Here is a 17,523-nt window from a genome sequence, read left to right as displayed (position 1 = left end):
CGGTATCGCCAAGTGCGCACCTCCTGCGAGATGTCCGGCGTCACTCGGCCGGATGCCTCTCCAGGAACTCGTAGATCTCGGTCATGTCTACACCGGGAAACGTGCCGGCCGGCAACGCGGCGAGAACGTGGGAATGAGGCCTCACCGACGGCCAGACCATTCCTTCCCAGCGGGCGATCAGATCCTGGGGAGGGCGGCGGCAGCAATCACCGTCCGGGCAGGAAGAGGCAGTGTGATTGTCCGTGTCGCGACCTCGAAACCACTTCGCCTGATCGAATGTCGTGCCGACGGTTACCGCGTGGAGGGGCTCCCGATCGGCCTCGACATGCGTGGACGACCAGAACGTTCCCCGCGGAGTGTCGGTGTACTGGTAGTGGATCGAGAACTTGTCACTCGACTGAAAGACCATGCGGGTTCCCCACTGCCTGCACAGCCGCTGTCCTTCGATCGCTCCGTCCGGGTCGGACGGGAACGGAACCTGGTCGTTCTCGTAAGCCTTCCATATGATCCCATCTTCATCCGATCGAATCATGTGCACCGTGAGGGCGAGGTGCTTGGTCGCGAGGTTCGTGAAACGGTGCGCGGCCATCTCGTAGGAGACGTAGAAGAGTTCCTTGAGATCCTCGACGCTGAGATCGCGATCGTATCTGGCCGTGCTGAGGAAGGGCACTGCCGCAGACTCAGGCACGAGGACGGCCCCGGCGAAGTAGTTGGCCTCGAGGCGCTGGCGAAGAAAATCGCCGAACCCGGTCGGGTCGGTGTGGCCCAGCACGAAATGTCCGAGGGTCTGGAGCACTACCGATCGAGCGGCCCGCGTGCGCAACGCGTTGCGCTGGGCGATGAAGATACGGTTGTCGCGGAGGTCGGTGATCGACCGGACCGCGTGAGGAACGTCGCCGGCCGAATGGACGGTGAAGCCGAAGTGAGATGCCAGATCGAGGAGGTTTCGTTGTGATACGGCCCCGGAACCCGAGTACCCGATGTTGCTGAGCGCTTGCCCCGCCATGGACTCGATTTCGGCGAAGTAGTTGCCGAGTTGCCGCTGGCGGCGACGAAGATCGGCGTTCTCCTTTCTCGCTTCCTCCGGAGTCGCTGCCCGGACTTGCGCACGGTCCTTCAGACCTTCGAAGAGGCCGACGATGGTCTGCAGGGCCTCATCGGAGAGCCGCGCAGAGGGCTTCAATTCCGGCAAGGCCAGCTCCCGGTAGAGGTCCTCTCCCTGTATTCGCTCCAGCGAGATCTCCAGTCGAGCTCGTTTCGAGGGAGGAACCGGATCCAGCAGATCGGCGAGCGAGACATCGAGTGCAGAGGCCAGCGAAGAAACCAGCCCCAGCTTTGGTTCCCTCTTGCCGTTCTCGAGGGTTGACAGATACGGCGCAGGTTTCCCGATTCGCCCCCCGAGTTCGTCGAGCGTCAGTTTGGCTTCCCGGCGAAAGTGCCGGAGACGGTGCCCGAATACCAGAGGATCGATCTGCTCGCCCAAGATCACCAACTCCTGTCAATACTGATAATTATTCACAATATTACCCCCCAAAGCCTTCGGCGCTGCCTCTTGTTGGCAAGAAAATAGGTTCTTGTGACTTTGAGAAGCGTTCTCGAGCATCAGGAGGATGGAAATGAGCGGCGGCACAGAGGTGCGGGGATCCAAGTTCGATGGTGTGGTTCTTTCCGACGAAGCCCTTGCGTTCGTCGCCGATCTCCATCGCCGTTTCGACCCGCGCCGGAGAGAGCTGCTGGCGGCGCGCGCAGAGCGACAGTTGAGGATCGATGCAGGAGAGATGCCGGACTTCTTGCCTCATACCGGGGATGTCCGCGAATCTGACTGGACCGTTGCTTCGATTCCACCCGACCTGGTCGACCGGAGGGTCGAGATCACCGGACCGGTCGAACGGAAGATGATGATCAATGCCCTCAACTCGGGGGCGAAAGTGTTCATGGCCGACTTCGAGGACTCGAACACGCCGAACTGGGTGAACACCATCGACGGTCAGGCAAACCTGATCGACGTTCACGAACGGACCATCACATTCGAGAACCCGGACGGAAAGCGCTACGAACTGAATGACCAGATCGCCACGTTGCTGGTGCGTCCACGGGGGTGGCATCTGGACGAGAAGCATGTTCTGGTCGACGGTGAACCGATCTCGGCGAGCCTCTTCGATTTCGGGATGTACATGTTCCACTCCGCCGGGCGGGCCATCGCGGCCGGTAGTGGACCGTATTTCTACCTGCCGAAGCTCGAGAGTCACCTCGAGGCGCGGTTGTGGAACGAGGTCTTCATCGCCGCTCAGCAGGCTCTCGGGATTCCCAGCGGCACCATCCGGGCCACGGTCCTGATCGAAACCGTCTTGGCCGCTTTCGAAATGGACGAGATTCTCTTCGAGTTGCGTGAGCATTCGGCCGGGCTCAACGCCGGCCGGTGGGACTACATCTTCAGCGTCATCAAGAAGTTCAGGAATCACCACGATCTGATCCTTCCCGATCGGAGCCAGATCACCATGACGGTTCCCTTCATGCGCGCCTACACGGAGTTGCTGGTCAAGACCTGCCACCGGCGGGGCGCGCACGCGATGGGGGGTATGGCCGCCTTCATTCCCAACCGGCGTGATCCGGAGGTCACGGAACGGGCACTGCGAGGAGTGAGGGAAGACAAGCTCCGCGAGGCGGGCGACGGATTCGATGGAACCTGGGTGGCGCATCCCGACCTGGTCCCGACCGCGCGAGAGGTGTTCGACGAGGTACTGGGCGATCGTCCCAATCAGATAGACCGTCAACGCGCCGAGGTAGAGGTGGCGGCCGCCCAACTGCTCGACACGAGGATCGATGGAGGTCTCATCACCGAGCGGGGAGTCAGGACCAACGTGAGGGTCGGTATCGAGTACATGGCCTCCTGGATGCGCGGCAACGGCGCCGCCGCTCTCTACGACCTCATGGAAGATGCCGCCACGGCCGAGATCTCTCGCAGTCAGATCTGGCAGTGGGTCCACAACGGAGCCGTACTCGACGACGGACGTACTCTCACGGCGGAACTGGTCGACGAAATCACCGACGATGAAATGCGCAACATCCGGCGGATGGTCGGCGATGAGTTCTACGCGACCGGCCTGTACGAGCAATCGCGGAATCTGTTTGAGACGGTCGCGGTTGCGCCTGATTTCCAGGAGTTCTTGACCATTCCCGCCTACGAACTGATCGACTGAAAGGAACCAGCAATGACCGTTGCCGAGCGCGTCCGACGGGAGGCCGAGCAAATCCAGACCGACTGGGACACCAACCCGCGCTGGAGCGGATTGACCCGCGACTACACGGCTGAGGATGTCGTGCGGCTGCGCGGCTCGGTTCGGGTCGAACACACTCTCGCCCGGGAGGGGGCGGAGCGGCTGTGGGAGCTAGTCCATAGCCGTGACTATGTGAACGCGCTTGGTGCCATGACCGGCAATCAGGCGGTGCAGATGGTCAAAGCAGGTTTGGAGTCGATCTACCTCTCCGGGTGGCAGGTCGCCGGAGACAACAACCTCTCCGAACAGGTCTACCCGGATCAGAGCCTCTATCCGGCCAACAGCGCACCTTCGTTGGTGCGACGCATCAACAACGCGCTGCGGCGAGCCGATCAGATCGAATGGTCCGAGGGTAAGGGAGATCACCACTGGATGGCACCCATCGTCGCCGACGGGGAGGCCGGCTTCGGTGGGCCGCTCAATGTCTTCGAGTTGACCAAGTCGTTCATCGAGGCAGGTGCGGCGGGAGTTCACTACGAGGACCAACTCTCTTCCGAGAAGAAGTGCGGCCACATGGGGGGAAAGGTGCTGATTCCGACCAGTCAGGCCGTCCGCACACTCAAATCGGCTCGTCTGGCGGCCGATGTCGCCGGCGTCCCCACCGTGATCATGGCTCGCACGGATGCCAATGCAGCAGCCTTGCTCACGACCGACATCGATCCGCGGGACCGCCGGTTCACGACGGGAGTCCGAACGGCAGAGGGTTTCTACGAGACTCGCGCCGGCCTCGACCAGGCCATCGCCCGGGGCCTCGCCTATGCGCCATATGCCGATCTGATCTGGTGTGAGACGGCGCATCCCGATCTCGACGAGGCCCGGCGTTTTGCCGAAGCGATCCACGCCGTGTTTCCTGACCAACTGCTGTCGTACAACTGCTCGCCGTCGTTCAACTGGAAGAGGTACCTGGATGACGCCGAGATCGCCAGTTTCCAGAAGGAACTGGGGGCAATGGGTTACAAGTACCAGTTCATAACGCTGGCCGGTTTCCATTCGCTGAACGCGGCGATGTTCGATCTCGCGCTCGGATACAAGAACGAGGGAATGACCGCCTACGTGAAGGTGCAGCAACACGAGTTCGATATCGAGAAGCGGGGCTACAGCGCCACTCGTCATCAGCGCGAGGTGGGTGCCGGCTATTTCGACATGGTGGCGATGACCGTCGGCGAATCGGCGACTCTCGCATTGGAGGGTTCGACCGAAGACGAGCAGTTCTTCGACTCATAGACCGTCTCGTGGGGCGGAAAACCTTCCCCGAGGCCGGAGTGCCGGGCACGGGCCGTTAGCCTGAGGGAATGGGCGAATACGACCTCGACGAAGTCCTGGCGGAGATGCGTCGCGTGATGGAAAGACTGTCTGCGCTGCCCGATGAAGCATACGCAGAGCGCGTCGAGCTCCAACATGAACAGAAGCTTCTGCGCGCCCGGGCGGCGGTGTTGCGTGAGAGCGCGCCGATCGACCGGGAGTCCCTCGAGGCGGAACTCGCCAGCCTCATCGCACGATGGGAGAGCCTGCAGGGGGAGCGGATAGATGTCGTGACGCAGTCGGGCGGGTCGTACGGCGGGGACACGCTATCCGGAATGCATGCCATCGAGCTGAATCGGCAAATCGATGCCTCCCACGGACGGGACCAAATCGAGGCGAGGATTGCCGCTATCCGCCACCTGCTGGCGAAGCAGGATTGAGAAGAGGTTCGAGGTTTTGAGTTCGAGGTTCTACCGTGCACGGGACGAGAAACAGAACGCCTAGAGCACGAAACCCGGAGCCCTCTTGATCGTTGAAGTAATCGCAGTCGGAACCGAACTCCTGCTCGGGCAGATCACCAACCGCAACGCGGCCTACCTCGGTAGCAAGCTGGCCGAGTCCGGGTTCGACGCCCACTACCAGGTAGTCGTCGGTGACAACCTGGACCGGATGGTCGATTGCATCATCACCGCCATGAGTCGCGCAGATGCGATCATCCTGACCGGCGGTATCGGCCCAACGCAGGATGACGTCACGAGAGAGGCGATCGCAGCTGCCACAGGACGGTCGCTCGAGTTCAACGCCGAGTTTGCCGAGAGCTTGCGGAAGTTCTGGGAGTCGCGCGGCCGGGAGATGCCGGAGAGCAATCTCCGTCAAGCAGAGTATCCCGCCGGAGCCGAGCAGATCGGCAACCCGAAGGGGACTGCTCCGGCCCTCGCCCTCGAGCATGACGGCCGCTGGATCTTCGCCTTGCCGGGTGTGCCTGCCGAGATGCATTTCCTCATGGAGCACGAGATCCTGCCCAGGCTCCGGGATCTGGCCGGTGTCGAACACGTCGTGCTGAGCCGGCTCATTCGAAGCTGGGGCCGTTCCGAATCGCAGGTGGCGGAACTGCTGGATGATCTCTACAACCGGTCCACCAACCCGAGCCTCGCCTTTCTCGCGTCGGCCGGTGAGATCAAGGTCCGCATTACGGCCAAGGCACCCACTGAAGCAGATGCGGTCGAGTTGATTGCCCCCTATGAGGAGATCGTCAGGGAGCGGTTGGGCGCCTCCGTGTTCGGCGTGGACGATGAAACGATCGAAAAGGTCGTGCTGGGGCTTCTCCTCGAACGTGGATGGACGATGGCAACGGCCGAGTCGGCGACGGCCGGAATGATCGCGGCACGTATCGCTTCAGTGCCGGGTGCCTCCCAGGGGTTCCGCGGCGGTGCCGTCGTTTATGCCACAGATCTCAAGGCGTCGATTCTCGACGTGCCGCAGGAGGTGCTGGATGAGGGTGTAGTCAGCGAGGCGACGGCACTCTTCATGGCCGAGGGGGCGGCGAGCCGCTTCCGGGCCGATGTCGCAGTGGCGGTGACCGGATCGGCCGGTCCCGACCCGCAGGAGCGAGCAGTCGGGACGATGATCATTGCCGTCCATACCCCGGAGGGCTCGGGCTCTCGAATCATGCGCCTGCCCGGTGACCGGGAACGGATCCGAACCTATGCGGCAACCGCCGCACTGCATCTCGTCCGGCTGGCCATCGTGGGGGAGTGGTGGGAGCGGTAGGCCGCCTGTTCGTCGGTGTCGACCTCGCTGCCGAAGCCCGACACGCGCTGGCGGCGCGACTGGCCGGCACGGTCGAGGGCCGGTTGCCGGGCAAGGTGGTACCCCCGCCGAACTGGCATTTGACGCTCCGGTTCCTCGGTGACGTGGACCAGGTCGGCAGGGATCGGTTGCTCATGGCCCTCGCCGGAGCTGATCTCGGCTCGGCTTTCGACATGACCCTCACGGGCCTCGGTGCATTCCCGCGCCCGGCGAAGGCCGCAGTGCTCTGGGCCGGAGTCGCCGATGGGTCCGTTGCGCTTGGGGCAGTCGCTAGTCGAGTCGAGGAGGCGTGCCGGGAGGCGGGGTTCGGTCCGGAGGAGCGCCCTTTCCACCCTCACCTGACGTTGAGCCGCATCCGTCCGCCGGAAGACCTGACCGGCCTCATCCGCGACGTGCAGGAGTTCCGGATCCGGACGATGGTCGACGAGGTCACATTGTTCGAGAGCCACCTTGGCCGGGGAGGTGCCCGCTACGAGGCCCTGGAACGGTTCGAGCTAGACCCCAGCACCTAGCCCCTCCCGACTTCCGACTTCCGACTTCCGACTCGCGACGAGAAACTCGCGACTCGCGACTCGCGACGACCTCATTTCCTTGCATGCGAACACACGTTCGCCTAGTCTTCGAACGACATTCATGGTATTTGTCACACCGAACCAATACCGTTGGTGATGAAGCAGATGAAAGGGAATCCTGTGGAGAACGACAAGTCTCTCGATATGGCCAAAGCGCAGATCGAGCGTCAGTTCGGGAAAGGCGCCATCATGCGGCTCGGGGAGAGCGGCCATCAGCGTCTTCCCTCGATTTCCACGGGAGCTCTGTCGCTCGACATCGCGCTCGGGATCGGTGGAGTGCCGCGCGGCCGGGTCGTCGAGATCTACGGTCCCGAATCCAGCGGCAAGACGACCCTCGCTCTGCACGTGGTGGCCGAGGCGCAACGCAACGGCGGTATAGCGGCGTTCATTGACGCCGAGCACGCCCTCGATCCGGTTTATGCCAAGGCGCTGGGCGTCGATGTCGATGAGTTGCTGATTTCGCAACCCGACACCGGCGAACAGGCTTTGGAGATCGCCGATATCCTCATTCGATCCGGTGCGCTCGATGTCGTGGTCATCGACTCTGTTGCTGCGCTGGTCCCCCGGGCAGAAATCGAAGGCGAAATGGGCGATACGCACGTCGGCCTTCAGGCCCGGTTGATGTCGCAGGCGCTGCGGAAGCTGACCGCCAACATCAACAGATCCCAGACCACTGCGGTGTTCATCAATCAACTCCGTGAGAAGATCGGCGTGATGTTCGGGTCGCCAGAGACAACTCCCGGCGGCCGGGCTCTCAAGTTCTACGCGACGGTGAGGATCGACATCCGGCGTATCGAGGCCATCAAGGATGGCCAGGAGAACGTCGGAAACCGGGTGCGGGCGAAGATCGTGAAGAACAAGCTGGCTCCGCCTTTCCGTCTGGCAGAGTTCGACATCATGTTCGGAGAGGGGATCTCACGCGAGGGAAGCCTCCTCGACGTGGCCGTTGAGCAGGGAATCGTGCGCAAGAGCGGCGCCTGGTACAGCTATGACAACGACCAGCTCGGACAGGGACGTGAGGCCTCCAAGCGTTTCTTGCGGGAGAACCCCGACGTTGCAGTACAACTCCAGGCAAAGGTGATGGAAGCGGTTGGGCTCGTCGAGCCCGAAGAAGAGGAGTCCGGCTCGGAGGTTTCGTCAGGAGAGGAGCTCTCGGACGACCGATGAGCCGATGACGGCGGCGGACTTGCGGGCGGCCACTCACCTCGCAGGTTTTGTTTCCGGAAGGGCTGAATCATGCATCCCAAAATCGGGATCTGTCGGGTAACATGTGCGACAAGCACACACTGAAAACACACTGAAAAACTGTACAACTGTGGTCGAGATGCAGAGGAGAAACGGAACGAGAACGAAGGACTGACCTATATCCGTTCCGTTCGTGTGTGTGCCGAGCCGGCTGGCTCGGCATGTCTGCATCTCCCGCAGGAAGGCGGGAAAGATGGATCCGTTTTGGGCGTTGGTGATCGGCGTTCTGGCGGTCTTGAGCGGCGCGATAGTCGGTTTCCTCGGAGCTCGATCGACCAGGCGGCGAGTTGATGGAGCCACGGAGTCGAGCGCCGAGGAGGTCCTGGGCAACGCCCGGCTCGAGGCCCAGCGGTTGCTCTCGCGGGCTGAGGAAGAGGCGCGTGCGATCGCAGAAACCTACCGGGACCGCGAGGATGCGACTCTCGAGCACCGTCGAATCGAAATCCATACCTCGCAGGATCGTCTCGCGAAGCGGGAGGAGACGCTCGAGCAACGAGCCTCGAACCTCGCCCAGCGCGAGCAGCTTCTGATTCAGCGTGAGGCCGGTCTCGGCGAGCAGCGAGCAGAGGTCGAATCTCTGCGTGAAGAGGCACGCCTTTCGCTCGAGCGATTGGCGGGTTTCGATGCGAGAGCCGCCAAGCAGGAGCTGATGGCCCACGTTGAGGATGAGGCACGGCGCGAAGCGATGGTCATGGTCAGGGACATGGAGATCAAGGCCCGCGAGGAGTCCGAGCGCAGGGCGCGGCGGATCCTGACCACGGCGATCCAGAGATTGTCTTCGGAGGTTGTCACCGAGAGCACTGTCTCTGTTGTGGAGCTTCCCTCCGACGAGATGAAGGGCCGCATCATCGGCCGCGAGGGTCGGAACATTCGCGCCTTCGAGGCGATCGCCGGAGTCAATTTGATCGTCGACGACACACCCGAAGCAGTCTCCGTCTCTTCATTCGATCCCGTGCGGCGAGAGATCGCTCGTATCACCCTCGACAAACTGGTGACGGACGGCCGGATTCATCCTGCGTCGATCGAGCAGGCCTTCGAAAAGGCCAAGGCTGAGGTGGAGCAGAGCGTGCGCGACGCCGGTGAGTGGGCACTGTTGGAGGTCGGAATGGCGCGTATGCATCCCGAACTCGTCACGTTGCTCGGCCGGCTCAAGTATCGGACATCCTACGGTCAGAACGTTCTCAACCATGTTGTGGAATCGGCCCACGTCGCCTCCATGCTCGCCGCGGAGATCGGCATAGATGTGGTTCACGCCAAGCGTGCCGCGTTGCTGCACGACATAGGGAAGGCGATTACTCACGAGGTCGAGGGATCACATGCGTTGATCGGTGCGGAGATTGCCCGTCGCTTCGGTGAAGATCCGGCGATCGTTCACGGCATCGAGGCTCATCACAACGAGATCGAGCCGCGCACGCTGGTGGCGGTGCTGGTGCAGGCGGCGGACGCTGTGTCGGCCGCTCGTCCGGGTGCTCGCCGTGAAGCGTTGGAGTCCTACGTCCGGCGTCTCGAGCGGCTCGAGGAACTGGCCGGAGCGTTCGACGGTGTGGAACGAGTATTCGCGATGCAGGCCGGGCGCGAGGTGCGGGTCGTGGTTGATCCGGGAACGCTCGATGATCTGGAGGCGGCCGACCTGGCGCGGCGGATCGCTCGTCAAATGGAAGAAGACCTGCAATATCCGGGTCAGATCCAGGTGACGGTGATCCGGGAGTTCCGGGTTACCGACTACGCTCGCTAGACCCCATGACTCAACCCGTCCTGATCGCCGAACCAGTCCGCAAGGAGCGCCGCCTTCCGACCCGGGAGGGCAAGACTTATTTCCTGCGCACGTTCGGCTGTCAGATGAACGAGCACGACTCCGAGCGCATCGCCGGGTTGTTCGAAAGGGACGGGATGTCGCCGGTCGCCGACTATCAGTCGGCAGACGTCGTGTTCATCAACACTTGCACGATCAGAGAGAACGCGGACAACCGTCTCTACGGACATCTCGGCCATCTCAAGCAGCTCAAGGATGAGATGCCGGGCAAGGTCCTGATCGTGGGCGGTTGCGCGGCTCAGAAAGACCGCGAGATTGTGCGGGAACGCGCCCCCTGGGTCGATGTGGTGCTCGGCACTCACAATCTCGATCGCGTTCTGGATCTGATGGACCATGCACAGGAATGGGGACCGGTGACCGAGATCGCCGACGAACTGCAGAGCATGCCGTCGGATCTTCCGGTGAGACGTGAACTCGAGCACTCTGCCTGGGTGACTATCCAGGTTGGATGCAACAACACCTGTACCTTCTGCATCGTGCCCGCCGTGCGAGGTATCGAGATCAGCCGGCGACCCGGTGACATCGTACGGGAGGTCGAACGTCTGGCCGCGGACGGTGTCGTGGAAGTCACCTTGCTCGGCCAGAACGTCAACACGTATGGTCGCGACCTGGCGATCGATGGTCGCCGGCGCCCTATCTTCGCCGAGTTGCTGCGTCGGGTCGGGGAGGTGGAGGGCATACGCCGGATCCGGTTCACCAGTCCCCATCCGGCAGACTTCCGCGAGGATGTCGCGCTGGCCATGGCAGAGACCGAGGCGGTCTGTGAGCAACTTCATCTGCCGCTGCAATCGGGCAGCCCCAGAGTGCTGGCCGCGATGCACCGGGGATACAACGTCGAGCGGTATATGTCGCGCCTCGAGCTCGCTCGCCGGATCATCCCGGATCTCACAGTGTCGACCGACATCATCGTCGGGTTCCCCGGTGAGACGGATGAGGATTTCGAGATGACCCTCGATGTTGTCCGAGAAGCGCGATTCGATCAGGCCTTCATGTTCTTGTTTTCGCCGCGTCCGGGTACCGAGGCTGCTCTTCGCGTCGATGAGTTCGTGGACCAGGAGGTTGCCCAGGACAGGTTCGACCGGCTGCTGGAAATCCAATCCGGGATCTCTGTGGAACTCAATCAGGCGCAACTGGGCAAGCGGGTCGAGGTCCTGGCCGAAGGCCCGTCGAAGAAGGATGCATCGGTAGCCACGACGCGCACCAGGGGCGGTCGGGTCGTCCACGTGGCGGGCGAGTTCGCGCCCGGATCATTCTTCGAAGTCGATATCACAGCTGCGGCGAAACACCATCTGTTGGGGAGCCTGACCTGATCGAGATCTTTGCCGTGCTCGGGCCCACCGCGTCGGGCAAGTCTGAAACAGCGATCCGGCTGGCTGAGGAGATGGCGGCGGAGATCATTTCTGTCGATTCCATGCAGGTCTACCGGCGCATGGACATCGGCACGGCGAAACCCGACCGAGAGGACCGTGCCCGGGTACGGCATCACGGGATCGATCTGGTCGATCCGTCCGAGTCGTTCAGCGTGGCGGATTTTCAACGGATGGGCCGCAGCGTGATGGAGTCGGCAACCCGTCCGCTGGTCATTGTCGGCGGCTCGGGCCTTCACTTCCGTGCGCTGGTCGATCCCATGCAGTTTCGTCCTCATGATGCGGAAACCCGCACCCGGCTCGAGGACCTGTCCGAACAGGAGGGCATGGCCCGACTTCGCCGGCTCGATCCCGAGGCCGGCGACCACATCGACCTCTCGAACCCTCGCCGCGTAACGAGAGCGTTGGAGATCGCCGCACTGACCGGAGAGACGCCGAGCGAGCGGGCCGCCACCGAGGAGCAGCGGCGGCTCATCGAGTACGAGCCTCTCTATTCGTTCAAAGCGATTGCATTTGATCCCGGTGAGAAGCTGCCCGACCGGGTCGTTGGTCGGCTGGACTCCATGTTGGCCGAGGGTCTGGAGGCGGAGGTTGCCCGACTGGCGAACGACCTGGGGCGCACGGCCCGGCAGGCAGTGGGCTACAAACAGCTCCTCCCGGTTGTCGCAGGTGAGTTGAGCCTGCGAGAAGGAGTCGAAAGCGCCCGGCGGGCAACGCTGGCACTGGCGAAGCGACAGCGGACCTTCTTTCGCCGGGATCCACGGCTGACCTGGTTACCGTGGTCCGAGAACTCGGAGGAGCGGTGGCAGATGGCGGTTCAGGCGATGAGGGGTTGAGCATGGAGTTCACCAAGATGGAGGGTCTGGGCAACGACTTCGTGATGCTCGACGGGCCCGTAGTACTGGATTCGGAGACGGTTGCCGCCTTGTGCGACCGGCGACGCGGGGTCGGCGCGGATGGCGTACTGATCGTGTCTCCTTTGGGACCGGCGCGCGTGAAGATGGAGTACATGAACGCCGACGGAAGCCCGGCTGAAATGTGTGGGAACGGTTTACGTTGTGTTGCCCGTCGTGCCGTGGACCTCGGACTCGTCGATGGGCCGGATTTCGTCGTCGAGACCGCCGTCGGCCCCCGTCGCGTCTCGGTGCTCACTCCGGACCTTATCCGGGTCGAGCTGGGGCCGGTTGAGGTGGCCGCCCGTGATGAGATGATCGATGGTTACGCAGTGCGCAGCGTGAACGTCGGCAATCCGCACGCCGTGATCTTCGTCGAGGACCCGGCCGCATCGGATGTAGAGGGTGTCGGCTCGAGGCTCGAGCACAATGCCGCCTTTCCGGGTGGCGCCAACGTTGAATTCGGAGCCGCCCTGTCCTCTGACTCCATCGCTATGCGAGTCTGGGAGCGGGGCGTCGGAGAGACGCTTGCCTGCGGAACGGGTGCAGCCGCGGTGGTGGCGGCTGCCGCAGCTACCGGTCGATCGGCGTCTGTTGCGACGGTGCGCTTGCCGGGCGGCCTGCTCGACGTGGAGATATCGAACGGAGTGGCATGGATCACCGGTCCGGCAACGACCGTCTACTCGGGTGTATGGACCGCCGGGTAGTGCTACCTGACAGACCTGAGAACCGAAACAACCTTCCCCACGAGGCTCACGCCGTCTTCGAACACCATCGGCTGGTATGCCGGATTCTCAGAGTGGAGTAGGACGGTCCCGTTTCGGCGTTCCAGCCGTTTGACTGTGGCTTCGTCGTCGACCAGCGCGGCGACTATTTCGCCGTCCAGAGCGTCGTCCTGTCGTCTGACTACCACGTAGTCCCCATTGAGGATGCCGGCGTTGATCATCGAATCACCGCGCACCTCGAGCATGATTACCGGTCCGGACCCAACGAGCTGCTGGGGGAGTGGAAAGACCTCTTCGATGTCTTCTTCGGCGAGAATCGGCGAGCCGGCTGCAATACGTCCGACGAGGGGCACGTCGCGGGTGGGAGCGTTCGAGCGCTTCGGCGACTCCGAACGATCCACGACTTCAATGGCGCGCGGCTTCGTAGGATCGCGGCGCAGGTAACCGAGGCGAACCAGCGTCGAAAGATGGCTGTGGACCGTAGAAGGCGATCGCAGGCCGAGAGAGTCACCGATCTCCCGAACCGAAGGCGGGTACCCGCGGTCCTGCACGGTCTGCCCAATGAGATCCAGGATCTCCTGCTGGCGCATACTCAGTTCGTCCACGGCCACCCTTTCTCGAACGTATGTTCCGAATCTACTCCGTCTCGCCGATCTAATCAAACATATGTTCGTGCTTGACCCCGAACGTCTGTTCGCCTAGGCTACCGAACAGACGTTCGAATGGTCTGGGTCGGTTTTCTGTCACACACCTTTCGTACTCTGAATACCGAACCGGGTTCACTACCAAGCGAGAAGGAGGTAACAGGTCATGACGGTCCGCTCCAACGCCCTTCTGAGGGTCGTGGTTCTCCTTACTGTGGCCGTTTGTGCCCTGTTCCTCCTGCTCGCCGGGCAAGTCGATGCAGGTGACGACGTTGCTCTGACACAGGAGCATACGGTGAGATCCGGCGAGACTCTCTGGAAGATCGCAGGCGACCACACCGCAGACGGAGCCGATGTGCGCGACACGGTCGACGACATCAAGGCGATGAACTCACTCGACGGCAGCAAGATCTTTCCGGGTGACCGCCTGATCATTCCATTGATCGACGGCTAGGGCAGTGCCGGCGGGTCCGGTGGTCGGTAGTAGCCTGCCGTTGATGCATTGTCCATTCTGCGGATCAGGCGACACGCGAGTTGTCGACAGCCGACCGGCCGAACAGGGTCGAGCGATCCGGCGCCGGCGAGAATGCGAATCCTGCAGCGACAGATTCACGACTTACGAGCGCACCGAGTCGCTGTTGATGGTCAGCAAGCGATCGGGACGTACCGAACCATTTCGCACGGACAAGCTTCAGCGCGGTCTCGAGAATGCGCTCGCCGATCGCCCGGTAGGAACCGGCACACTCGCCGAACTCGTGGACACGATCGAGGCGGAACTGAGAGCGATCGGAACAGTGGTGTCTTCCGACGAGATCGGGCGTCAGGTGCTCGGCCGCCTGCGCGAGATCGACGAGGTCGCCTACCTGCGCTTCGCCTCGGTGTACAAGGAGTTTCAGGGCGCCCAGGATTTCGAGCGCGAGATGGCCGCTCTCGAGGATTCGGCAGTTGACGCCGGTGCTCAGGACCCGGTGGTCTGAAGGGTCAGCGCGGCAGCTCCCAGCTGTTGTTCGAGCCTGTCGGTTGCGTCGAGTAGCCATGTCTCGAAGCTGGTCAGGGTCGTATCGATCGATTTCGTGATCTCCGCAGTGGAGCGCATTTCAGCCGCGATGCGCGACGCTGCGAAGGAGTTCTCCGATCTGAGGGCGGCGAGATAGTCGGCCACGTGGATGCTCATTTCGGCGAAACCCTTCTCGAGTTGTAGCCGGTGAGCGGCGAGTATCTCGTCTCGGGGCAACTGAAGCAGTACTTCGGTCGTCTCCGCGAGTGTGTCGCTGAGGCCGACGCCGATGTCGGAGATTTGCGCATCTGAAGCCTGAACGGGCAGCAACGATGGGAGCACCAGGGCGCGTTCGAGGAGGATCCGGTAGTCGAGGATGTCTCCGATCCGTTCGTGGATTGCCAGGGCCTCGTCTGCAGCTCTTTGGAGGCTCGACTCCGCCGGTTCGAGCGCCTCGAGTGGCTCCTTGGAGACGAAGGGGAGGTCACCGATCGTGTCTGCAGTAGTGCTTGCGTACGCGGAGTTGGCCGCCTCCGAGAGCGCGAGAAGCGGTACAGCGGCCTCTGCGAACTGGCTCGAAGTCGTATCGGGGTTCAGAATGAGGTCCGCGACTCCCGGGATTCGGTCGGCGGCGGCGTCGAGGGATAGGTAACTGTTGGTCAGGTTGTCTCTGAGTGCGCTTGCCTGGTTGATCGGCAGGCGGTATGCGGCGACAGCCAGCAGAGCGACCGTCACGGTCAACGCCAGGGCCGCGGAGATCCACGACCACCGGTAGGAGCGGTTCGGCGCTTCGACGGCCTGGGTTGGTTTCCAGTCGTCGCCGAGTGGTGGATTCTCCCGGGTGGCTTCCCAAAGACGAGCTACCAGGACCCCGGTGTTTTCCGTGCTCTCTCCCCGGTGGACGTCGGCGAGTCGAGGGCCGGGTTTGGGAATCTGGACTGTCGATTGCGCGATGGGGCGTCTGTCGCCGTTGCTCCGTGACGGAGGCCGGGCAATCAACGGCGTTGTTGGCGGTTCGACTAGTGATACGGCCGAGTGATCGTCGGGATCTGCAAAGCCCAGTAGTTCGAGCATCGGCATCTTGCTTCTGCCGAGTAGCGGACGCTGGAGTGGTTGCGGCGTGTGGACGGGATCCGCTGGTGCCGGTGCGGGAGTCTCGCTCGGATGGGGTTGTGGTTCGATCTTGCGCCCGTTGATGCGTGGGGGTCGCGGCTGAGATGGTTCTCCGTCTTGTTGGGACGGAAGCAAGTCGACCCCGACGGCGCCGCGCGGAGCCACCAACTGGCTGTGATTCAAACTGCGAGAGCGCGGAGCTCTATGACGACCGCTCCCGGCGACGATGGTGGCCGGGTCGACAGAATGTCCGAGCAGGCAGGCGCCGTCCCGGATCGTTACATGTGCTCGGCATTCTTTGCAGTACCCTTGTGGCACGTGGACTCTCCATGACTCTCCACCCGTCTGAAAGCCCCACGAACCTTGTTATCGCCATGAAGATTAGTTTCCTGAAGCTCGATCCGGAACTACCTACGCCCCGCCATTCACATGAGGGGGACGGGGGAGTAGATCTATATGCCCGGATTGACTTCCGATTGGATCCCGGCCGGCGGGAACTGATACCTACCGGTGTTGCAGTAGCGGTTCCCGCAGGGTTCGCAGGACTGGTGGTGCCTCGCAGTGGTTTGGCTGATCGGCACGGTTTCGGAGTGGTAAACGGGCCCGGCCTCATCGACTCCGGCTACCGCGGCGAGGTCAAAGTGATTCTCATCAACCATGGAGACGAGACGGTGGAGGTCGCCCGGGGTGAGCGGATCGCCCAGCTGGTTGTCGTCGCCGTCGCAGTACAGGATTGGGTCGAGGTGGATGAGCTACCCGACTCAAGCCGCGGCGACGGGGGATTCGGCTCGACCGGTCACTGACGTTGGGCCAGCGGTCGGCGTCGGGTTACAATGCCGGGCACGCGGAAGTAGCTCAGCTGGTAGAGCGCAACCTTGCCAAGGTTGAGGTCGCGGGTTCGAGCCCCGTCTTCCGCTCGAGAGGGCGGCCCCGGTCGCCCTCGCTGATTGCGGCGACGTGGCCGAGTGGTTTAGGCACGGGTCTGCAAAACCCGGTACACCGGTTCGATTCCGGTCGTCGCCTCGAGTGGATTACACTTGTCACTCCCGAGGGCCCTTAGCTCAGGGGGAGAGCGCTTCCCTGACGCGGAAGAGGTCGAAGGTTCAAATCCTTCAGGGCCCACAAGAAAACCCCCAGGTCACTGGGGGTTTTCTGTGTCGTTGGTCCTGCTGCAAGACCCTGGATGCAGAGCCAACCCCACACGCTCCGCCGTTAGAGCATTGTCGATAGCGTCGGCGGCAGCCTGGTCGATGCCGTCGAATAGGTGACCATAGACATCGAGGGTTGTCCTGATCGACGCATGTCCCAAACGCTCCTGGATGAGTTTTGGATGCTGTCCGGCAGCGATGAGCAGGGCAGCATGACTGTGTCTTAGTCCGTGAAGGTGAAGGACCGACCAACTGGTTGAGTCACGGCTGGAATCCACACTCGCCGCCGGAAGTAGTTGCGCCGGAGCGGTCTTCCTGCATGTGCGGTGGATACCAACCTATCGTCGCCAGGCGGGAACATCGACATGTGGGCCGCGAGTTCATCTTTGAGTGCCTTGGGCATCGTCACGCTCCGGATGGAACGAGTTGTCTTCGGTGGTCCGAACAGGAGCCTCCCTTGCACCTCGTTCCCTGCCAGTCGCAGAGTGCCGATCTCTTCGATCACGTCGACACCCTGATCGGCGCACTTGTGAAGCTGGGCGACAGTCATCGTGTTAGCGGATGATGTCGATTGCGTCTGAGAGGGCACGGATCAAACCGAATACGATCGCACCGGCGAGGCCGATGAACCCCAGCACCTTCGCCACCATCTCGGATCGGTTGGGTTTGATCGCCCG

Annotated in this window: 18 protein-coding genes and 3 tRNA genes; 16 read left to right on the top strand and 5 right to left on the bottom strand. The window is 62.5% G+C overall.

Annotated features, from left to right (window positions below; genetic code table 11):
- Positions 1-40 precede the first annotated feature (40 nt).
- Positions 41-1,489, bottom strand: coding sequence for a helix-turn-helix domain-containing protein (locus VLT15_02165; GenBank protein ID HSR44019.1), 1,449 nt, complete (start codon positions 1,487-1,489; stop codon positions 41-43).
- A gap of 127 nt (positions 1,490-1,616) precedes the next feature.
- On the opposite strand from VLT15_02165, the gene aceB reads away from it, so the two are divergent.
- The 10 genes from aceB to dapF all read left to right on the top strand — a co-directional run bounded on the left by aceB (position 1,617) and on the right by dapF (position 12,926).
- Complete coding sequence (gene aceB / locus VLT15_02160; GenBank protein ID HSR44018.1) at positions 1,617-3,200, top strand: malate synthase A; 1,584 nt, start codon at positions 1,617-1,619, stop codon at positions 3,198-3,200.
- A 12-nt stretch (positions 3,201-3,212) separates the two neighbouring features.
- Complete coding sequence (gene aceA / locus VLT15_02155; GenBank protein ID HSR44017.1) at positions 3,213-4,502, top strand: isocitrate lyase; 1,290 nt, start codon at positions 3,213-3,215, stop codon at positions 4,500-4,502.
- Positions 4,503-4,570: 68 nt separating this feature from the next.
- Positions 4,571-4,960, top strand: coding sequence for a hypothetical protein (locus tag VLT15_02150; GenBank protein HSR44016.1), 390 nt, complete (start codon positions 4,571-4,573; stop codon positions 4,958-4,960).
- A gap of 85 nt (positions 4,961-5,045) precedes the next feature.
- Entirely contained in the window at positions 5,046-6,290 is a 1,245-nt protein-coding gene (locus VLT15_02145; GenBank protein ID HSR44015.1) for a competence/damage-inducible protein A, read from the top strand.
- Positions 6,278-6,841, top strand: coding sequence for an RNA 2',3'-cyclic phosphodiesterase (gene thpR / locus VLT15_02140; protein ID HSR44014.1), 564 nt, complete (start codon positions 6,278-6,280; stop codon positions 6,839-6,841). The genes VLT15_02145 and thpR overlap by 13 nt, the downstream gene beginning before the upstream one ends.
- A gap of 165 nt (positions 6,842-7,006) precedes the next feature.
- Positions 7,007-8,068 carry a recombinase RecA gene (gene recA / locus VLT15_02135; GenBank protein ID HSR44013.1) on the top strand — a complete coding sequence of 354 codons (1,062 nt, stop codon included), beginning with the start codon at positions 7,007-7,009 and terminating at the stop codon, positions 8,066-8,068.
- 271 nt (positions 8,069-8,339) lie between these two features.
- The gene (rny, locus tag VLT15_02130) at positions 8,340-9,881 is read left to right on the top strand and encodes a ribonuclease Y (GenBank protein ID HSR44012.1); all 1,542 of its coding nucleotides are present in this window, start codon (positions 8,340-8,342) and stop codon (positions 9,879-9,881) included.
- A gap of 5 nt (positions 9,882-9,886) precedes the next feature.
- Positions 9,887-11,269, top strand: coding sequence for a tRNA (N6-isopentenyl adenosine(37)-C2)-methylthiotransferase MiaB (gene miaB / locus VLT15_02125; protein ID HSR44011.1), 1,383 nt, complete (start codon positions 9,887-9,889; stop codon positions 11,267-11,269).
- 14 nt (positions 11,270-11,283) lie between these two features.
- The gene (miaA, locus tag VLT15_02120; protein ID HSR44010.1) at positions 11,284-12,162 is read left to right on the top strand and encodes a tRNA (adenosine(37)-N6)-dimethylallyltransferase MiaA; all 879 of its coding nucleotides are present in this window, start codon (positions 11,284-11,286) and stop codon (positions 12,160-12,162) included.
- Positions 12,163-12,164: 2 nt separating this feature from the next.
- Positions 12,165-12,926, top strand: a complete 762-nt coding sequence (dapF, locus tag VLT15_02115) for a diaminopimelate epimerase (protein HSR44009.1) — start codon at positions 12,165-12,167, stop codon at positions 12,924-12,926.
- Positions 12,927-12,928: 2 nt separating this feature from the next.
- On the opposite strand, the gene lexA is transcribed toward dapF, so the two are convergent.
- Entirely contained in the window at positions 12,929-13,534 is a 606-nt protein-coding gene (gene lexA, locus VLT15_02110) for a transcriptional repressor LexA (protein HSR44008.1), read from the bottom strand.
- Positions 13,535-13,754: 220 nt separating this feature from the next.
- Here lexA and VLT15_02105 point away from each other — a divergent pair, with 220 nt between their 5' ends.
- Together VLT15_02105 and nrdR are read left to right on the top strand one after the other, a co-directional pair.
- Positions 13,755-14,042 carry a LysM peptidoglycan-binding domain-containing protein gene (locus VLT15_02105; GenBank protein ID HSR44007.1) on the top strand — a complete coding sequence of 96 codons (288 nt, stop codon included), beginning with the start codon at positions 13,755-13,757 and terminating at the stop codon, positions 14,040-14,042.
- A gap of 43 nt (positions 14,043-14,085) precedes the next feature.
- The gene (gene nrdR, locus VLT15_02100; GenBank protein HSR44006.1) at positions 14,086-14,565 is read left to right on the top strand and encodes a transcriptional regulator NrdR; all 480 of its coding nucleotides are present in this window, start codon (positions 14,086-14,088) and stop codon (positions 14,563-14,565) included.
- Here nrdR and VLT15_02095 read toward each other — a convergent pair.
- The gene (locus VLT15_02095) at positions 14,547-15,659 is read right to left on the bottom strand and encodes a hypothetical protein (protein HSR44005.1); all 1,113 of its coding nucleotides are present in this window, start codon (positions 15,657-15,659) and stop codon (positions 14,547-14,549) included. The two genes, nrdR and VLT15_02095, sit on opposite strands and share 19 nt — an antisense overlap.
- Positions 15,660-16,072: 413 nt before the next feature.
- Between VLT15_02095 and dut the strand changes: the two genes are divergently transcribed.
- The 4 genes from dut to VLT15_02075 all read left to right on the top strand — a co-directional run bounded on the left by dut (position 16,073) and on the right by VLT15_02075 (position 16,820).
- Positions 16,073-16,501 carry a dUTP diphosphatase gene (gene dut, locus VLT15_02090; protein HSR44004.1) on the top strand — a complete coding sequence of 143 codons (429 nt, stop codon included), beginning with the start codon at positions 16,073-16,075 and terminating at the stop codon, positions 16,499-16,501.
- A 41-nt stretch (positions 16,502-16,542) separates the two neighbouring features.
- Positions 16,543-16,615 (top strand) — tRNA-Gly (locus VLT15_02085).
- A gap of 34 nt (positions 16,616-16,649) precedes the next feature.
- Positions 16,650-16,721 (top strand) — tRNA-Cys (locus VLT15_02080).
- Between the two features lie 27 nt (positions 16,722-16,748).
- A tRNA-Val gene (locus VLT15_02075) sits at positions 16,749-16,820 on the top strand.
- 16 nt (positions 16,821-16,836) lie between these two features.
- Here the strand turns inward: VLT15_02075 and VLT15_02070 are convergent.
- A complete protein-coding gene (locus tag VLT15_02070) occupies positions 16,837-17,124 on the bottom strand; it encodes a tyrosine-type recombinase/integrase (protein ID HSR44003.1) in 288 nt (95 codons plus the stop codon).
- Positions 17,070-17,396, bottom strand: coding sequence for a hypothetical protein (locus VLT15_02065; protein HSR44002.1), 327 nt, complete (start codon positions 17,394-17,396; stop codon positions 17,070-17,072). The genes VLT15_02070 and VLT15_02065 overlap by 55 nt, the downstream gene beginning before the upstream one ends.
- Positions 17,397-17,523 lie beyond the last annotated feature (127 nt).

This window comes from Acidimicrobiia bacterium (assembly GCA_035471805.1).
Lineage (GTDB): Bacteria > Actinomycetota > Acidimicrobiia > Spongiisociales > JAHEDJ01 > JAHEDJ01.
This window is presented reverse-complemented; position numbering and strand designations above follow the sequence as displayed.

Bases quoted from the DNA above. Each gene is read 5' to 3' on its own strand.
- aceB (HSR44018.1), top strand. From the start codon at position 1,617: ATGAGCGGCGGCACAGAGGTGCGGGGATCCAAGTTCGATGGTGTGGTT.
- aceA (HSR44017.1), top strand. From the start codon at position 3,213: ATGACCGTTGCCGAGCGCGTCCGACGGGAGGCCGAGCAAATCCAGACC.
- VLT15_02150 (HSR44016.1), top strand. From the start codon at position 4,571: ATGGGCGAATACGACCTCGACGAAGTCCTGGCGGAGATGCGTCGCGTG.
- recA (HSR44013.1), top strand. From the start codon at position 7,007: ATGAAAGGGAATCCTGTGGAGAACGACAAGTCTCTCGATATGGCCAAA.
- rny (HSR44012.1), top strand. From the start codon at position 8,340: ATGGATCCGTTTTGGGCGTTGGTGATCGGCGTTCTGGCGGTCTTGAGC.
- miaB (HSR44011.1), top strand. From the start codon at position 9,887: ATGACTCAACCCGTCCTGATCGCCGAACCAGTCCGCAAGGAGCGCCGC.
- dapF (HSR44009.1), top strand. From the start codon at position 12,165: ATGGAGTTCACCAAGATGGAGGGTCTGGGCAACGACTTCGTGATGCTC.
- lexA (HSR44008.1), bottom strand. From the start codon at position 13,534: ATGCGCCAGCAGGAGATCCTGGATCTCATTGGGCAGACCGTGCAGGAC.
- VLT15_02105 (HSR44007.1), top strand. From the start codon at position 13,755: ATGACGGTCCGCTCCAACGCCCTTCTGAGGGTCGTGGTTCTCCTTACT.
- nrdR (HSR44006.1), top strand. From the start codon at position 14,086: ATGCATTGTCCATTCTGCGGATCAGGCGACACGCGAGTTGTCGACAGC.
- VLT15_02095 (HSR44005.1), bottom strand. From the start codon at position 15,659: ATGCTCGAACTACTGGGCTTTGCAGATCCCGACGATCACTCGGCCGTA.
- dut (HSR44004.1), top strand. From the start codon at position 16,073: ATGAAGATTAGTTTCCTGAAGCTCGATCCGGAACTACCTACGCCCCGC.
- VLT15_02065 (HSR44002.1), bottom strand. From the start codon at position 17,396: ATGACTGTCGCCCAGCTTCACAAGTGCGCCGATCAGGGTGTCGACGTG.